Below are 14,858 nucleotides of genomic sequence, written 5' to 3' on the forward strand. Positions count from 1 at the left end.
TTGTGGCCAAAGGAGCCTAGAACGGCACGCGACCTGCAATCATGTCGCGGTACATGACGAAATCGCCGAGCAGGCTGTAAAGAGGATGCTGAAAGGTTGCAGGACGATTCTTCTCGAAGAAGAAATGCCCGACCCAGGCGAAGCTGTAACCGGCCAGCGGCAGGGCCAGCAACAGCCACCATGCGCCTTTGGCGATGGTCAGCGCCAGAATGACAATAACCAGCGTGGTGCCGACAAAGTGCAGTCGTCGACAAGTGCTATTGCGGTGTTCGCTGAGGTAATACGGGTAAAACGCAGCGAAGCTGTTGAAACGTTTGATGTTTTCCACGACTGCGATCTCTGTGGTGTGTGCAGGCAACAAGTTGCGCTGCGGGTAGCCTATTTAAGTCTAGAGTGATCATAGGCATCAGCCAGTGACAATAGGCGCCACTTTAGTATCCTTGGGCATTGGGTCGTGGCATGCGGCCATCACGTAGTAAACGCCATGAGCGAACGAACGACTTCTGCAAGCTGGGCGATGGGGATTGTCAAAGCACTGGAAATGGACGGCCTGGATTGCCGGGTTTTGTTCAAGCAGCTAGGGCTCGACTATGCGGCACTGGATGATCCGGATGCGCGCTTCCCGCAAGATTCCATGACGCGGCTCTGGCAGCGCGCGGTCGAGTTGTCCGGCAACCCGGCGATCGGCCTGAACATGGGCAAGGTGGTGCGACCGGCGTCCCTGCACGTTGCCGGTTATGCCTTGATGTCCAGTCGAACCCTGGCCGAAGGCTTTCAACGTCTGGTGCGTTATCAGCGAATCATCGCCGAAAGTGCCGATCTGAGTTTTCGCATACTGGACGAGGGTTATGCGCTGATTCTGACGGTGCATGGCGACCACTTGCCGCCGACCCGACAAAGCGCTGAAGCATCGATGGCCTGTGCCCTGGCGTTTTGCGGGTGGCTGACCGGGAGCGCGCTGCATCCGCGCAAAGTGCTGCTGCAGGGCGATCAACCCGCCGACCTCGAACCGTATAAGCAAGCCTTCCACGCGCCGATGATGTTCAATGCGCCCTATGACGCCTTGATTTTCGAGCGCGCTGACCTGGAGGCACCGTTGCCCACCGCCAACGAGGCCATGGCGTTGCTGCACGATCGCTTTGCCGGTGAATACCTGGCGCGGTTTGCCGAGAGCCGCGTGACCCACAATGCGCGGCAGGTGTTGTGCCGCTTGCTGCCCCAGGGCGAACCCAAGCGCGATGCGGTAGCGCAGGCGCTGCACCTGTCGCAACGCACCTTGCAGCGACGCTTGCAGGAAGAGGGCACGAGTTTTCAGACGTTGCTGGATGACACGCGGCGTGAACTGGCCGAGCAATACCTGGCGCGACCGAGCATGACGCTGCTGGAAATTGCCTACCTGCTGGGGTTTGCCGATCCGAGCAACTTCTTCCGCGCTTTCCGACGCTGGTTCGACACCACCCCCGGCGAATACCGGGCGCGGCTGACGGAAGCGCTCAAGCCGGTCAGTGACGCCAGAACGCAGGGATACACAGAACAAACACCGTAATGATCTCCAGCCGACCCAACAGCATGCCGAACGAGAGAATCCACTTCGCGGCATCCGGCAGGCTGGCGAAGTTACCCGCCGGGCCAATGGTTTCGCCCAACCCCGGGCCGACGCCGGACACCGTGCTGGCCGCACCGGTAAGGGCGGTCATCCAGTCCACGCCGAGCAGCGACAGCAGTAGAGCGATCACGCAAATGGTGATGGCGAAAAAGAACGAAAAGGTCAGGATCGAACGTACGATTTCTTCGTCGAGACGGTGGCCGTTGTACTTCTGCTTGATCACCGCGCGTGGGTGAATCAACTGGTTAAGGTTGGCCTTGAGCAGAATGTAGGCCACCTGGAAGCGGAAAATCTTGATCCCGCCAGCGGTCGAACCCGAGCAGCCGCCAACAAACCCCAGGTAAAAGAACAGCATCAGCGAGAAGTTGCCCCAGAGGCTGTAGTCCCCCAGTGCAAAACCTGTCGTCGTCACCACCGAAGTGACGTTCAGCGCCACATGCCGCAAGGCGTCCAGCCAGTGCAACTGGGTGGTCCACCAGTACCAGGTGCCGAGCACCAGCCAGGTCACCAGCAACATGCCGAGCAAGCCTTGCACCTGTTCATCCTTGATCAGCGCCCGACGGTTACCGCGTAACGTGGCGACATACAAGGTGAACGGCAAGGCGCCGAGAATCATGATGACGATCGCGACCCAATGCACCGCAGGCTCCGGCCATTTGGCCAAAGACTGGTCGGAGGTGGAAAACCCGCCGGTGGAAATCGCCGACATCGCGTGGTTGATCGCATCGAACGGGCTCATCCCGGCCCACCAGAACGCCAGGCTGCCGAAAATGGTGATGCCGACGTAGGTCGCAACGATCAAGCGCGCCACCATGTGCGAACGGGGCATGACCTTTTCGGAACGGTCTGACGACTCGGTCTGAAACAGCCGCATGCCACCGATGCGCAGCAATGGCAGAATCGCGACCGCCATGCCGATAAAGCCGATCCCGCCGATCCAGTGCAGCAAGGAGCGCCATATCAGGATGCCGGGGGACATGGTGTCCAGGCCCGTGAGCACCGTCGAGCCGGTGGCGGTGATGCCGGACATGCTTTCGAAGAATGAGTCGGTGTAGCTGATGTTCTGGGTCAGCAGGAACGGCAGGGCGGCGAAGATGCACACCACCAGCCAGCTGCTGACGGTCAGCAGGTACATGTCTCGCGGGCGCAGATGGATGTGTTCGGGACGCCCTGGAATGACCAGGGCCAGGCCGGCGACAAAGGTAATCATGCTGGCCCAGAGGAATGACGGCAGGTCGCTGGTGCGCTCGAAGATCACCAGGGTAGCCATGGGCACGGCCATGGAAATGGCCAGCGTGATCAGGAAGATGCCGATGATGAAACCAATGATCCGTAAGGTCGGCAACGCCATGAAGTCCGCTCGGGCTGAAGTAGGGAGGGCGCCATTCTACCTGCGGGGCAGGGCATGTAAACCGACAGCCCTGTGCCGGATACCGCTAGAATAGGCAGACATTTTTTTCAGGAGGTGGCCGATGCAGGCTCTCGACGCTTTGCTCAACCGTGTTTCTGTTCCACGACTGCTCGATCCGGCGCCCACTGCCGAGCAACGCGAAGTGCTGTTTGCCGCCGCGATGCGTGCGCCAGACCACGGCCATTTGCAGCCTTGGCGCTTCCTGACAGTCGAAGGCGCGGCGCGCGAGCAAATGGGCGAGTTGCTGGCCGAAGCGGCGAAACTGCAAGACAGCGAGGTGTCAGAAGCCGCGCTGGACAAGGCCCGTAACGGCCCGCTGCGTGCACCGCTGGTGGTTGTGGTGATCGCGCGTTTGCAGGATCACGTCAAATACCCGAAATCCGAACAATTGTTGGCGGCAGGCTGCGCGGCTCACGGGATTTTGCTGGCCGCTTACGCGCAAGGTATTGGCGCGGTATGGCGCACCGGTGAGCTGGCCTATTCGCCGCATGTAGCCAAGGGGTTGGGTTTGGCCGAAGGGGAAGAGGTGATTGCGTTCCTTTATCTCGGTACGCCGCAGAAAGAACCGCGTGTGGCGGAGAAGGTTGATCTGGCCGAGTTTGTCAGCGCCTGGTCCGGTAAGGCCTGAAGATATAGGTCCATGTGGGAACGGGCAAGCCCGCTCCCACAGGGTTCAGGGTTGGACGACAGCCCCCGGCACCAACGGCAATTCCAGGCTGGCAATAAACCCGCCTCCAGGATGATTGGCCAGCACCAGACTGCCGCCATGCCGTTCCGCCGCACGACGTGCGATGGCCAGCCCCAAGCCATGCCCGGACGTTGTCTGCCCCGGTGCCCGATAGAACGGTTCACCCAGCTGATTCAAATGTTCGGCCTCTACGCCAGGGCCATGATCGCGCACGCTGACCACAATCCTGTCGCCCTGACGCGCCGCCTGCATTTCGATCGGTTGCCCGACCGGGTTAAAGCGTTGGGCATTGCGCAGCAGGTTGTCCACGGCCCGCTCGATCATGGTCGGCCAACCTCTGAGGTTCAGTTGCGGCTCGGCCTCAAGGCGCACGTTCTGCTCCGGCGAACTTAGCTGAGCATCCTTTTGCAGGGTATTGAGCAGCGCATTGAGATCCACCTCTTCGGCACTGGCGTTGTCGGCATCGACCCGCGCCAACACCAGGATTTCGCTGATCAGTGCTTCCAGTCGATCACATTCACGGGTCAGGCGCGGCCAGAGTTTTTCCCGCTCCTGGGGATTGGCCCGCTCGGCCAGTGCCAGCGCAATGCGCAGTCGGGCCAAGGGCGAACGCAACTCGTGGGACACATCGCGCAGCAATTGCCGCTGACTGCCGATCAGGCTTTGCAGACGCGCGCCCATGCGATTGAAGTCGTTGGCCAGCACACCGAATTCATCGCGGCGGTTAGCCAGTTGCGCCAGGCTGTTTTGCTGATACGTCGTCTGCCCCAACTCATGCACTGCGCCACGTAAACGGCTCAGCGGTCGGGTGATGGAAAAGGTCACCAACAGGCTGAACAGGGTCAGTACCACCAGGGCGATACCCAGCGCACTCAACGGCCAGAGCAGGCTCTCACGGTGCCAGGCGTCCAGTTCCGGGTGGGGAATGCGATAGATCAGCAGGTAGGTGTCGCCCGTCTTGGCGCTGGTGTATTCATCGGTCAGGCGTCGCCACGGCAGGCGCCGATCATCGTTTTGCTGCCGTGCTTCGAAGGCGGCTGCACGCCGAGGGAAGGTGCCGCGTACCACCGGGTCTCCTGCCTCGTTGAGCACCTGAACGTCGATGTGATATTGGCGCTTGCGCTGCTCCAGGATGTCCTGGGCGGCTTCCTCGCCTTGGCTTTCGTAGGTTTGCGTCCACTGTTCGGCCAGGGTATTGAGGCCCGGGTGGCGACTGAGAATCCACGCGTCCTGGTTGAGCATGTGTCCCAGCAAAATGGAAAGCCCTGCAACCAGAGCGATGGCCAGCCAGAAGCTGGCCAGGATACGCCAGAACAATGAGCGCACAGAAAATCCTCGAACAAGCTCAAATCAATGTGTGGCGAGGGGGCTTGTCGGAACGCCGCATCGCCCCGTTCGGCTGCGAAACAGTCGTAAACCCGTTACATACGGTTTAACTTTGAAATACCGGGGCCGCTTCGCGCCCCAACGGGAGCAAGCTCCCTCGCCACAAAGGCTCGCTCCCACAACGAACTGAGAGGCATCAGACCCAACGGTGATTAGCCGTTGGGTCCGGGGTTAACGCATTATTGCGCCTTTTGCGCTTGCTGCGCTTTCCAGGCCTTGAACTCGGCCCATTCGGCGCGACGCTCAGCTTGTTTCTTCTGGATCTCGTCGAATTGCTTCTGTTGATCCGGTTTCAGCAGGGCGCGAACGTCGGCTTCGGCTTTCTTGTGCTTGGCCTCCATCTCGTCTTTCAGGGCTTTCTGGTCGGCTGGCGAGAGTTTTTCCAGGTACTTGTCGACCAGTTGCTGACGCTCGTGCATTTGCTCGCCCATGATTTTGCGGATCTGCTCGCGCTGTTCGCGGCTCAGGTCCAGTTGGCTGTAAGGGCCTCTGCCGTGCATGCCGTGCATCTGACCGCCGTGGCGTGAGCCGTCCATGTGATCACCCATCGGGCCTGTGCCTTCAGGCATGGCCATGGCAACGGTCGGCAGGGCGGCAGCAAACATCAGAGCGATAAGAGTCTTGCGCATGGTGTATCTCCTTGTCTCGTTCCCGGTACGTTCCGGATGTGTGCAGATTACGCAGATCAAGGTCAACGGCGGTCAGCGGAGCGTAAAGCTTGGGTAAAGACGGTTTTCTGCCTTCCTGACAAAATTCCAGATGCAGGCACCAGACTGTGGCGAGGGAGCTTGCTCCCGCTGGACTGCACAGCAGTCCCCTTCTTTTTAGGTAAAGAGTGGGGCCGCTTCGCAGCCCAGCGGGAGCAAGCTCCCTCGCCACAGGTTGCTGTTATTCGGTTCTTTCTCGGTTCTTACAGGCTGTAGTAGTAACCGCGACTGCGCAGGGCCACGATGCGTGGGCGGCCGTCGGGGTGTGGGCCGATTTTTTTGCGCAGGTTGCTGACGTGCATGTCCAGGCTGCGGTCGTACAGGGTCAGTTTGCGACCGAGGGCGATTTGCGCCAGTTCCTGTTTATCCAGCGGTTCGCCGGGCTGCTTGAGCAGGGCTTCGAGCAGTCGGCTTTCGGAAACGGTGAGGGTGAATTCCTGTTCATCGATGCTGACCACCCCGCGCACCGGGCTGAAGCACAGGTCGCCCAGCTCGAGCTGGCTGGAGACCGCCGTCGGATGACTGCGGCGCAACACCGCGCGCAGGCGGGCGGTCAGTTCCCGTGGGTCGCATGGCTTGGCCAGGTAATCGTCGGCACCCAGTTCCAGGCCGAGGATGCGGTCCAGCGGTTCGCCACGGGCCGACAACATCAGCACCGGCAAATCCGGATGGTCGCTGCGCAGTTGCTTTAGCAGTTCCAGGCCGCTGCCGTCCGGCAGCATCACGTCCAGCACCACGGCCGCCGGAGACGTTTCGGCCAACGCGTGACGGGCGCTCTGGCCATCGTGGCAGGCGCGAACCTGAAAGCCTTCCTGGCTCAGCCAACTGCTCAGGAGCTCACACAGCTCCTGGTCATCATCAATTAGTAACAGCTCGCTCATGACTCACTCAATTTAGCCATTGCCTACGTTTTCTGGTGGCACCACTGGCGAAGATACCGCAGAGCAGGGCCAATAGCGCTACTGCCGCCCCAATAACGAACCACTGCTGCTGATCGGTCAGCAGGCGCGGTAGCGGGCTGCTGGCCAGGGTTTCCTTGAGTTGCAGCTTCAGGCGCTGATTCTCCTGGCGCAACCGGCTCAGCTGGGCGCTTTCGCGCTCGCCATCGGTGGTTTGCAATTGTTTGCTCAGTGTTTCTCGTTGCTGCTCGCTCTCTTTCAAGCGCTGCTGCAACTCGGTGATCTGGCTACCGGCGCTCAAGGACAGCGGCGTCGAATTACCGCCATTGGCGCTTTCTTCACCATGGGCTGGCGCCATGATCGACAACGTCACCAACATCAGACACAACGGACCTTTGCGCATCGCAACTCCTGATTCCAATACGAGTATTGGGCAGGTTGTCGGCCGGTAAACGAGAATAATGAGCGATTGAACGTGCGATGAATCGATAAGATTCACCGCACGCGAGAACTTTACGGCAGGACTTGCTTGAACGGCTTGACCAGAACATTGGCGTAGACGCCTGCGGCAACGTACGGATCGGCGTCGGCCCAGGCCTTGGCGGCGCTCAGGGACTCGAATTCGGCGACGATCAGGCTGCCAGTGAAACCGGCTGCGCCCGGATCATTGCTGTCGACCGCCGGGTGTGGACCGGCCAATACGATACGACCTTCGCCCTTGAGCACTTGCAGACGCTCAAGGTGTGCAGGCCGTGCGGCCAGTCGGGCTTCCAGGGAGTTGGCGACGTCTGTGGCAATGATTGCGTAAAGCATGTCAGTCCTCGGTTTTTGGCGTTGTGGTGTCGGCGTCGTGCAGGTGGCGGGACAGGTAGATGCCCTGGCCGACCAGGAACAGCAAAGTCATGCCCAGGCTGCCGAAGACCTTGAAGTCTACCCAGTAGCTCTGGAACGTGAACGCGACGAACAGGTTGGCGGCACCGCAAAACAGGAAAAAACCGATCCAGGCGATGTTCAGGCGGGTCCAGATTGGCTCCGGCAGGGTCAGCGCGTGGCCCATGATGCGTTTGATCAGCAGTTGGTCACCGACGAAATGGCTGCCGATGAACGCGAGGGCGAACAGCCAGTTGACCACCGGGGCTTTCCATTTCAGGAAGGTTTCGCTGTGGAACGCCAGGGTCAGGCTGCCGAAGACCAGGCAGGCAATGAGGGTCAGCCACTGGCTCTTCTCCAGCTTGCGCTGCTTGATGTACAGCGTGCCGTAGACCACCAGGGAGCTGATGATCAGCATCGCGGTGGCGCTGTAAATACCACCGACAGACAGTTGATGACCGCCAATGTCGACGACCCGCGGGTCGATTTTGAAGACGATGAAAAACAGCAGAAGCGGGATGAAGTCGATGAATTGTTTCACAGTGGCAGCCAGAAGCAGGATGTGGCGGCATAATAACAAACATATTGACGCGCGATAGCGTCAGCTGATTTGAGGTTACATAGTCCTGTGAATGTTGATTTGCACTGCCATAGCACGGCCTCCGATGGCGCCCTGGCGCCTGCGGCACTGGTTGCGCGTGCGTTCGAGAAAGGCGTGCGAGTCCTGGCCTTGACTGATCACGACACCCTTGAAGGCCTCGACGAGGCCCGTAGCGCCGCGACGGCGCTGGGGATGCAACTGGTCAACGGCGTCGAGTTGTCCTGCACCTGGGGCGGGGCGACCATTCATGTGCTGGGCTACGGTTTCGACGTCAATGCCGCGCCATTGGTCGAGGCCATCGCCAAATTGCACGATGGCCGCTGGCTACGGTCCGAAGAAATAAGCCGCAAGTTGGCGTTAAAAGGTATGCCGGGGGCGCTTGACGGCGCCCGCGCCATTCAGCAGGAACTGGGCGACAGCGGCAACGCGCCGGCCCGTCCGCACTTCGCCGACTGGATGGTGCGCGAAGGTTTCGTCAAGGATCGCGCCGAAGCGTTCCGCAAATGGCTGGGCGCCGGCAAGCTGGGAGACGTCAAGCTGCACTGGCCGACCCTCGAAGACACCGTCGAGACCCTGCGCGCCGCGGGTGCCTGGGTTAGCCTGGCGCACCCCTGGCACTACGATTTCACTCGTAGCAAGCGTCGCCGCCTGATTTCTGACTATATTCAAGCCGGGGGCCACGCGATTGAAGTGGTCAATGGCCATCAGCCCGCCGAGCAAGTGGGCAGCCTGGCGATTCTTGCCCGTGAGTTTGGTCTGCTGGTCAGCGCCGGCAGTGATTTTCATGGCCCTGGAGGCTGGTCCGAGATCGGTGAATACCGCCCGCTCCCGGAGGATCTGCCACCACTGTGGTGTCGATTCAAACATGACCCAATTATTGCCGCCGTCTGAACAGGTAGAAAATGTGAGTCAATTTTTCCAGATTCATCCGGAAAACCCGCAAGCGCGCCTGATCAAACAGGCTGTCGAGATCATCCGCAACGGCGGGGTGGTGATTTATCCCACAGACTCTTCCTACGCCATTGGTTGCCAGATCGGTGACAAGACCGCCGTGGAGCGTGTGCGTCGGTTGCGTCAGCTGGATGAGAAGCACAACTTCGCACTGATCTGCAGCGACCTGTCGCAGCTGGGGCTGTTCGCCAAGATCGACACCGGTACTTTCCGTCTGCTCAAGGCCCACTTGCCGGGGCCTTACACCTTCATCCTCAACGCCACCCGCGAAGTTCCGCGGCTGTTGCTGCACCCGAAAAAACGCACCATCGGCCTGCGCGTACCAAGCCACCCGATTGCGTTGGCGCTGCTGGAAGAGCTCGGCGAACCGCTGATGAGTGTGACCCTGATCATGCCCGGCGACACCGACCCGCTGACCGATCCCTACGAAATGCGCCAGTTGCTGGAGCATCAGGTGGACCTGATCATCGACGGCGGTTTCGGCGGAATCAAGGCGTCCACCGTGATCAACCTCGCTGACGGCGAGCCGGAAGTCATCCGCGTCGGTTGCGGCGACCCTACGCCATTCATGGCCGAGGCGTAGATGTCTGCAGTAGAACCAGAACCCGTCGACAGCCAGGCCGGCGCCCAGCAAGAACTGCCTTTCGCCATGGTCTATGGCCAGGCGGTCATGGAAATGCCGCTGGACCTGTACATCCCGCCGGATGCGCTCGAGGTCTTTCTGGAAGCCTTCGAAGGCCCGCTCGACCTGCTCCTGTACCTGATCCGCAAACAGAACATCAATATCCTCGACATACCGGTGGCGGAAATCACCCGCCAGTACATGGGCTATGTCGAGTTGATGCAGTCGGTGCGCCTGGAACTGGCCGCCGAGTACCTGGTGATGGCCGCGATGCTCGCCGAGATCAAGTCGCGGATGTTGCTGCCGCGGGCCGAAACCATTGAAGACGAGGAAGACGACCCTCGCGCCGAACTGATCCGCCGCTTGCAGGAATACGAGCGCTTCAAGGCCGCCGCCGAAGGCATCGATGGGCTGAGCCGCGTCGGCCGCGATGTCGTGGTGCCCAAGCTCGACGCGCCGGAAGCCCGGGCGCGCAAGCTGCTGCCGGACGTGAGCCTGGAAGAGTTGCTGATGTCCATGGCCGAGGTCTTGCGCCGGGGCGACATGTTCGAAAGCCACCAGGTCAGCCGCGAGGCACTGTCCACCCGCGAACGCATGAGCGATGTACTGGAGCGGCTCAAGGGCGGCGGTTTCGTGCCCTTTGTCGAGCTGTTCACCGCTGAAGAGGGGCGCTTGGGGGTGGTGGTGACCTTTATGGCGATCCTCGAACTGGTCAAGGAATCCTTGGTCGAGCTGGTGCAGAATGAGCCGTTCGCGGCGATACATGTGCGAGCCCGAGCCGAATAACGAGTTGAATCATGAACCTGACTGAACCCCGCGAGCTGGCGCCACTGCTTGAAGCCTTTCTGTTGGCCTCGGGAAAACCGCAATCGCTTGAGCGCCTGTTCGAACTCTTCGAAGAAGGCGAGCGGCCTGAACCAGCGGTTTTCAAGAAAGCGCTGACGATTCTGGGCAAATCCTGCGACGGCCGAGCCTTCGAACTGAAGGAAGTCGCCTCCGGGTATCGCCTGCAGATCCGCGAAAAGTTTGCGCCGTGGGTCGGGCGCCTGTGGGAAGAACGGCCACAGCGTTACTCGCGCGCCATGCTCGAAACCATGGCCCTGATTGCCTATCGCCAACCGATCACCCGGGGCGAGATCGAAGACGTGCGCGGCGTGGCGGTCAACAGCCACATCGTCAAAACCCTGCTGGAGCGTGAGTGGATCCGCATCGTCGGTTACCGCGACGTGCCCGGCAAACCGGCGATGTTTGCCACCACCAAAGCGTTTCTCGATCACTTCAACCTGAAGAACCTCGACGACCTGCCGCCGCTGGCGGAGCTGCGCGAGCTGGAGCCCGAACCGATGCTCGAGTTCGACGACGCACCGGTGCCGGCCGGGTTGCAAGAATTGGCGGATGCCAGCGCCGAGCCGGAAGAGCCCAAGGAAGAAACCAGCTTCCACACGCTGTTGCTGGAGCTGGACACCATGGAGGAGGGGCTCAAGACCGATTTCGACGATTTGTTGCGCGATGGCGAGTTGACCGAGACTGAAGAGGTATCGGAGCAGCCGGAGCCGGAGCCGGAGCCGGAGCCGGAGGCGGAGCCGGAAGTCGAGGTAGAGCTTCAGGTTGAGGCATCAGTTGCTGACGAAGAAGAGCAGGAACCAGAACCTGAGGATGACATTCTTGGCGTTGCCGAGGCTCGCGAGAAACTGCTGGCCGCGGTTGCCGCGCTTGAACAACCCAAGCCCGAACCTGAACTGAGCGATGAAGAAGCCGAAGCCCGGGCCCTGGCCGAAGCGATCGAGGCCGAACGCCGCCAGTTCGAGGATTGAACTCCGTCAGAAGATCGCAGCCACCACCGGCCGGCGGAAAAACCAATAACCGACGGTCGATCAGCTAGTCTCTGATGCGCGAACGCTTCCATGAGCGTATGATTCGCGACCCTTTGGCGATCCCTTCGTCAAACGACCAGATTTCACATCTTCAGGCCAAGGCCTGAACTTGATCACACCGGGAGGTGCCCAGATGAGTATCAACGACCAGAAAGACGACCAGGAAATCGGCCCAGCAGGCGAAAAACTGCAGAAAGTCCTCGCCCGTATCGGCGTCGGCTCGCGCCGTGACGTAGAAGCCTGGATCAGCCACGGCCGCATCAAGGTCAATGGCAAAGACGCCACCCTCGGCCTGCGCGTCGACCTGCATGACGCCATCACCATCGATGGCAAGGTGATCAAGCGCGAAGAAGCTGCCGAGTCGGTACGCCGCGTGATCATGTACAACAAACCCGACGGTGAAATCTGCACCCGTGACGACCCGGAAGGCCGTCCGACCGTGTTCGACAAGATGCCGCGCCCGAAAGAAGGTCGCTGGATCAACATCGGTCGCCTGGACATCAACACCACAGGTCTGCTGATGTTCACCACCGACGGTGAGCTGGCCAACCGCCTGATGCACCCGTCCTACGAAATGGACCGTGAATACGCCGTCCGTGTACGTGGTGAAGTCGACGACGAGATGATCGAGCGTCTGAAGGCAGGCGTGGTGCTCGAAGACGGCCCGGCCAAATTCACCGACATCAAGCAGGCACCAGGTGGCGAAGGTTTCAACCACTGGTACCACTGCGTGGTGATGGAAGGTCGTAACCGCGAAGTTCGTCGTCTGTGGGAATCCCAGGGCCTGGTGGTCAGCCGTCTGAAGCGCGTGCGTTTCGGTCCGGTGTTCCTCAACTCCGACCTGCCGATGGGTCGCTGGCGCGAAATGAGCCAGCAGGAAGTCGACATTCTGAGTGCTGAAGTCGGCCTGACGCCGGTGGCGATGCCGCAAATGAACGCCAAGAGCAAAGACAAGCTCGAGCGTATGCAGCGCAAATCGTCCCGCCCGGTGGGCAAGACCGAACGCGTACGGACCTTGCGTCCAGCCGCTGGCGCTCCAGCTGCCGGCCCGCGTCCATCTCGTGAGCCACAGATCGAAGGCGAGCGCCCGGCCCGCAAGCCAGCGCCACGCCAGGACGGCGAGCGCGGTCCACGCACGCCGCGTCCGGCCAACGGTCGTACTGAGCGTGGCGAAGGCCGTGGCGCTCCGTCCGGTGGTCGTAGCGATCGCGGTGCGCCTGCCGGCCGTGGTACGCCGGTGGCAGACCGCCCGGCCGACACCAAACGCCCGGCCAAGCCGGCGCCGAAGAAACGCCCAGGCATCGTGCTGGTCGACAAGGACGCGCCATCGGGCAAGCGCCGCGGTGCGCCAGCCGGCTCCGGCCAGCGTCCGGGCTTCGGTCGTCGCAAGCCTGAGTAATCGGTAAGCGCAGCATAAAAAACGCCATCCCTCGGGATGGCGTTTTTTTGTGTCTGGCAGAACCGGTTTTCAATATGCAGGTGGCGTTGTGGCGAGGGAGCTTGCTCCTCGCCACAGGGGGCGGTGTTGTTCAGAAGACAAACCGCCTATCAAACACCGGCTCATCATCCAGCGCCAACACGCCGCCAGAGAAGATCAGGTCCAGATGATGGCTGCCCTTGGCGCCTCCGCCCAACCCCAAGTGCAAACCGCAATGGCGCTCTTCGAAGCCGGCATTGCGCGCATACAACTCTTTCACACCTTCGTTGGTACCGATCCCCAGCTCCTCGATGCGTCGATTGGACGGATTGGCGTCCAGGTACTTGTTGAAGTCATGTTCCAGTCCCGGCACATCGGTGGCGATTTTGCTGATGGTCGAGTTCTCGATCCACAACTCCAGTGGTGACGCGAGTACGCCGTACTTGCGGGCAAACGGAATCGTGCTGAGGAACGTCCCCATGAACTTCACTCGGCCATTAATCGACTCGCTATGGGTGGCAATCTCGCCGGGCGCCAGGTCGAAGTTGCCGACACCGTTGATGTCGGTCCACTTCTTGATACTGCTCAACGGTGTTTCGAACCACGAGCCATGCTCATCTTTGAAACTTAAAGTGGTGGCCTGGGACATGCGCTGGATCAAGTGGCTGTTCAACCCGGCAATCCGCTGCGGGGTGACACTGAACGTGTCGTAGAAGTAATCGCCGTAATCCTTGAACAGCAGCGACTTCTTCCAGTTTTCCGCCATCACGCCTTGCAGCGCGCGGACAAAGTCCGGGCCGTCGGGACGCGGGTTGGGCAGGGTGGAAGAGTCGTAGAAGAAGATGTACAGATCGCTGTCGACAATCGCCTTGGCCAGCAATGCGGTGGGTTCGAGGTCCAGACGCATCGCGCTGAAGGCGAACCTTGGGCTGTTGCCGGCCTGTTCGACGATGGCGCCGGTCAGCGCCTCGTAATCAGCGGTATGGCCGAGCAAGACCTTCGCCGGGTTGATGCCGGCAACGGCTGGGTGATGTTCGAGGTAGTAAAGGAAATGCGAGATGGCACGCTGCTTATCCATGGAGTCCTCCCTGACAAACCTGGTAAGTGGCGGGCACGACCGGCCGGATCATGCCCGCCGGGATGTCTTACAGAGGCCACATCGCCGTGCCGAACGGAACAACCGCGTCGGCTTGCATCATTTCAACGGCGGCTTCATGGGTCGGTGCTTCAAACCAATCGTCGAGTTGCAGTTCAGTGTCCAAGTCTTTGTCCAGTGCTTGCATGTTGAATCTCCTAGATGACTTTTACGGTAAGAACAGCTTCGGTAAAAACAGTGGCGCGTTTTTCATTCATTGAAGAGCGCGTCGACTTGCCGGTCGATGCGGCTCGGCAAGTCGCTGAAAACCTAGTTCACAGGTTTTTGAATTGCAAAAAAATAATTAAACAATTTTCATTTGAACTAATTATTCCATTTTAAAAAAAGTAAATTTCCTAATAAAAAACAGAAAACTAAGTCGGAAAACTCCTTAGGAAGCTTCCTATCGTCAATTTACAGTCGACGGCTCTCTGGATCTGATTTGGAAAGCATGCGTTACGCGCTGTAAATAAATCCTTACGAAAAGCGTGCTCAAACCCCATGGAATGCCGCTGTGGAAAGGGCTGTAAGGAAAACCTGCCGTCCGCCGCCACGATGATGCTGTTCAAGGGCTCTGGCGCGCTTGTCTCGGCCTCGATTGAAAGGTGAGATGCGCCCCATGCCTGTCGTGCAGGTGCATAACAAGAAGGAGGCGCAATGAACGCCGTGACTCATCTCCATCTCTCTCCGT

17 protein-coding genes are annotated in these 14,858 nt (G+C 60.1%); 7 read left to right on the forward strand and 10 right to left on the reverse strand.

The window, feature by feature from the left end; all coding sequences use genetic code 11:
- Positions 1-16 precede the first annotated feature (16 nt).
- A complete protein-coding gene (locus ACEN8R_RS03085) occupies positions 17-328 on the reverse strand; it encodes an Mpo1-like protein (protein ID WP_018929926.1) in 312 nt (103 codons plus the stop codon).
- 156 nt (positions 329-484) lie between these two features.
- Here ACEN8R_RS03085 and ACEN8R_RS03090 point away from each other — a divergent pair, with 156 nt between their 5' ends.
- Entirely contained in the window at positions 485-1,546 is a 1,062-nt protein-coding gene (locus ACEN8R_RS03090; RefSeq protein WP_207238835.1) for an AraC family transcriptional regulator, read from the forward strand.
- On the opposite strand, the gene ACEN8R_RS03095 is transcribed toward ACEN8R_RS03090, so the two are convergent.
- Entirely contained in the window at positions 1,503-2,957 is a 1,455-nt protein-coding gene (locus tag ACEN8R_RS03095) for a TrkH family potassium uptake protein (protein ID WP_018929928.1), read from the reverse strand. The two genes, ACEN8R_RS03090 and ACEN8R_RS03095, sit on opposite strands and share 44 nt — an antisense overlap.
- A gap of 121 nt (positions 2,958-3,078) precedes the next feature.
- Here ACEN8R_RS03095 and ACEN8R_RS03100 point away from each other — a divergent pair, with 121 nt between their 5' ends.
- Positions 3,079-3,645: an NAD(P)H nitroreductase gene (locus ACEN8R_RS03100; protein WP_086946375.1), complete on the forward strand. Its 567-nt coding sequence runs from the start codon at positions 3,079-3,081 to the stop codon at positions 3,643-3,645.
- Between the two features lie 45 nt (positions 3,646-3,690).
- Here ACEN8R_RS03100 and ACEN8R_RS03105 read toward each other — a convergent pair whose 3' ends face one another.
- The 6 genes from ACEN8R_RS03105 to ACEN8R_RS03130 all read right to left on the reverse strand — a co-directional run bounded on the left by ACEN8R_RS03105 (position 3,691) and on the right by ACEN8R_RS03130 (position 8,108).
- Positions 3,691-5,031, reverse strand: coding sequence for a sensor histidine kinase (locus ACEN8R_RS03105; protein ID WP_495624571.1), 1,341 nt, complete (start codon positions 5,029-5,031; stop codon positions 3,691-3,693).
- A 239-nt stretch (positions 5,032-5,270) separates the two neighbouring features.
- Complete coding sequence (locus tag ACEN8R_RS03110) at positions 5,271-5,720, reverse strand: Spy/CpxP family protein refolding chaperone (RefSeq protein ID WP_111454417.1); 450 nt, start codon at positions 5,718-5,720, stop codon at positions 5,271-5,273.
- A 281-nt stretch (positions 5,721-6,001) separates the two neighbouring features.
- On the reverse strand, positions 6,002-6,679 hold the full coding sequence (locus tag ACEN8R_RS03115; protein ID WP_086946374.1) for a response regulator transcription factor: 678 nt from the start codon (positions 6,677-6,679) through the stop codon (positions 6,002-6,004).
- A 7-nt stretch (positions 6,680-6,686) separates the two neighbouring features.
- Positions 6,687-7,100: a hypothetical protein gene (locus tag ACEN8R_RS03120; RefSeq protein WP_064619574.1), complete on the reverse strand. Its 414-nt coding sequence runs from the start codon at positions 7,098-7,100 to the stop codon at positions 6,687-6,689.
- 110 nt (positions 7,101-7,210) lie between these two features.
- Positions 7,211-7,510: a YciI family protein gene (locus tag ACEN8R_RS03125; protein WP_019579534.1), complete on the reverse strand. Its 300-nt coding sequence runs from the start codon at positions 7,508-7,510 to the stop codon at positions 7,211-7,213.
- Between the two features lies 1 nt (position 7,511).
- Entirely contained in the window at positions 7,512-8,108 is a 597-nt protein-coding gene (locus tag ACEN8R_RS03130; RefSeq protein ID WP_064619571.1) for a septation protein A, read from the reverse strand.
- Positions 8,109-8,195: 87 nt separating this feature from the next.
- Between ACEN8R_RS03130 and ACEN8R_RS03135 the strand changes: the two genes are divergently transcribed.
- The 5 genes from ACEN8R_RS03135 to rluB all read left to right on the forward strand — a co-directional run bounded on the left by ACEN8R_RS03135 (position 8,196) and on the right by rluB (position 13,014).
- Complete coding sequence (locus tag ACEN8R_RS03135) at positions 8,196-9,059, forward strand: PHP domain-containing protein (RefSeq protein WP_018929935.1); 864 nt, start codon at positions 8,196-8,198, stop codon at positions 9,057-9,059.
- A gap of 13 nt (positions 9,060-9,072) precedes the next feature.
- Positions 9,073-9,702: an L-threonylcarbamoyladenylate synthase gene (locus ACEN8R_RS03140; RefSeq protein ID WP_007938530.1), complete on the forward strand. Its 630-nt coding sequence runs from the start codon at positions 9,073-9,075 to the stop codon at positions 9,700-9,702.
- Positions 9,703-10,527 carry a segregation and condensation protein A gene (locus tag ACEN8R_RS03145; RefSeq protein ID WP_007938531.1) on the forward strand — a complete coding sequence of 275 codons (825 nt, stop codon included), beginning with the start codon at positions 9,703-9,705 and terminating at the stop codon, positions 10,525-10,527.
- An 11-nt stretch (positions 10,528-10,538) separates the two neighbouring features.
- Positions 10,539-11,555 carry an SMC-Scp complex subunit ScpB gene (gene scpB / locus ACEN8R_RS03150; RefSeq protein ID WP_495624572.1) on the forward strand — a complete coding sequence of 339 codons (1,017 nt, stop codon included), beginning with the start codon at positions 10,539-10,541 and terminating at the stop codon, positions 11,553-11,555.
- A gap of 193 nt (positions 11,556-11,748) precedes the next feature.
- The gene (gene rluB / locus ACEN8R_RS03155; protein ID WP_018929938.1) at positions 11,749-13,014 is read left to right on the forward strand and encodes a 23S rRNA pseudouridine(2605) synthase RluB; all 1,266 of its coding nucleotides are present in this window, start codon (positions 11,749-11,751) and stop codon (positions 13,012-13,014) included.
- Between the two features lie 130 nt (positions 13,015-13,144).
- Here the strand turns inward: rluB and ACEN8R_RS03160 are convergent, their stop codons facing one another.
- Together ACEN8R_RS03160 and ACEN8R_RS03165 are read right to left on the reverse strand one after the other, a co-directional pair.
- Positions 13,145-14,110 (reverse strand): M29 family metallopeptidase, encoded by a 966-nt coding sequence (locus tag ACEN8R_RS03160; protein ID WP_495624573.1) that lies wholly within the window; start codon positions 14,108-14,110, stop codon positions 13,145-13,147.
- A 67-nt stretch (positions 14,111-14,177) separates the two neighbouring features.
- Positions 14,178-14,315, reverse strand: a complete 138-nt coding sequence (locus ACEN8R_RS03165) for a hypothetical protein (RefSeq protein WP_007938535.1) — start codon at positions 14,313-14,315, stop codon at positions 14,178-14,180.
- Positions 14,316-14,858 lie beyond the last annotated feature (543 nt).

It is taken from the genome of Pseudomonas sp. Pseusp15 (assembly GCF_059492165.1).

Coding starts and splice junctions, on each gene's coding strand:
- ACEN8R_RS03090 (WP_207238835.1), top strand. CDS start 485: ATGAGCGAACGAACGACTTCTGCAAGCTGGGCGATGGGGATTGTCAAA.
- ACEN8R_RS03095 (WP_018929928.1), bottom strand. CDS start 2,957: ATGGCGTTGCCGACCTTACGGATCATTGGTTTCATCATCGGCATCTTC.
- ACEN8R_RS03100 (WP_086946375.1), top strand. CDS start 3,079: ATGCAGGCTCTCGACGCTTTGCTCAACCGTGTTTCTGTTCCACGACTG.
- ACEN8R_RS03110 (WP_111454417.1), bottom strand. CDS start 5,720: ATGCGCAAGACTCTTATCGCTCTGATGTTTGCTGCCGCCCTGCCGACC.
- ACEN8R_RS03115 (WP_086946374.1), bottom strand. CDS start 6,679: ATGAGCGAGCTGTTACTAATTGATGATGACCAGGAGCTGTGTGAGCTC.
- ACEN8R_RS03120 (WP_064619574.1), bottom strand. CDS start 7,100: ATGCGCAAAGGTCCGTTGTGTCTGATGTTGGTGACGTTGTCGATCATG.
- ACEN8R_RS03125 (WP_019579534.1), bottom strand. CDS start 7,510: ATGCTTTACGCAATCATTGCCACAGACGTCGCCAACTCCCTGGAAGCC.
- ACEN8R_RS03145 (WP_007938531.1), top strand. CDS start 9,703: ATGTCTGCAGTAGAACCAGAACCCGTCGACAGCCAGGCCGGCGCCCAG.
- scpB (WP_495624572.1), top strand. CDS start 10,539: ATGAACCTGACTGAACCCCGCGAGCTGGCGCCACTGCTTGAAGCCTTT.
- rluB (WP_018929938.1), top strand. CDS start 11,749: ATGAGTATCAACGACCAGAAAGACGACCAGGAAATCGGCCCAGCAGGC.
- ACEN8R_RS03160 (WP_495624573.1), bottom strand. CDS start 14,110: ATGGATAAGCAGCGTGCCATCTCGCATTTCCTTTACTACCTCGAACAT.
- ACEN8R_RS03165 (WP_007938535.1), bottom strand. CDS start 14,315: ATGCAAGCACTGGACAAAGACTTGGACACTGAACTGCAACTCGACGAT.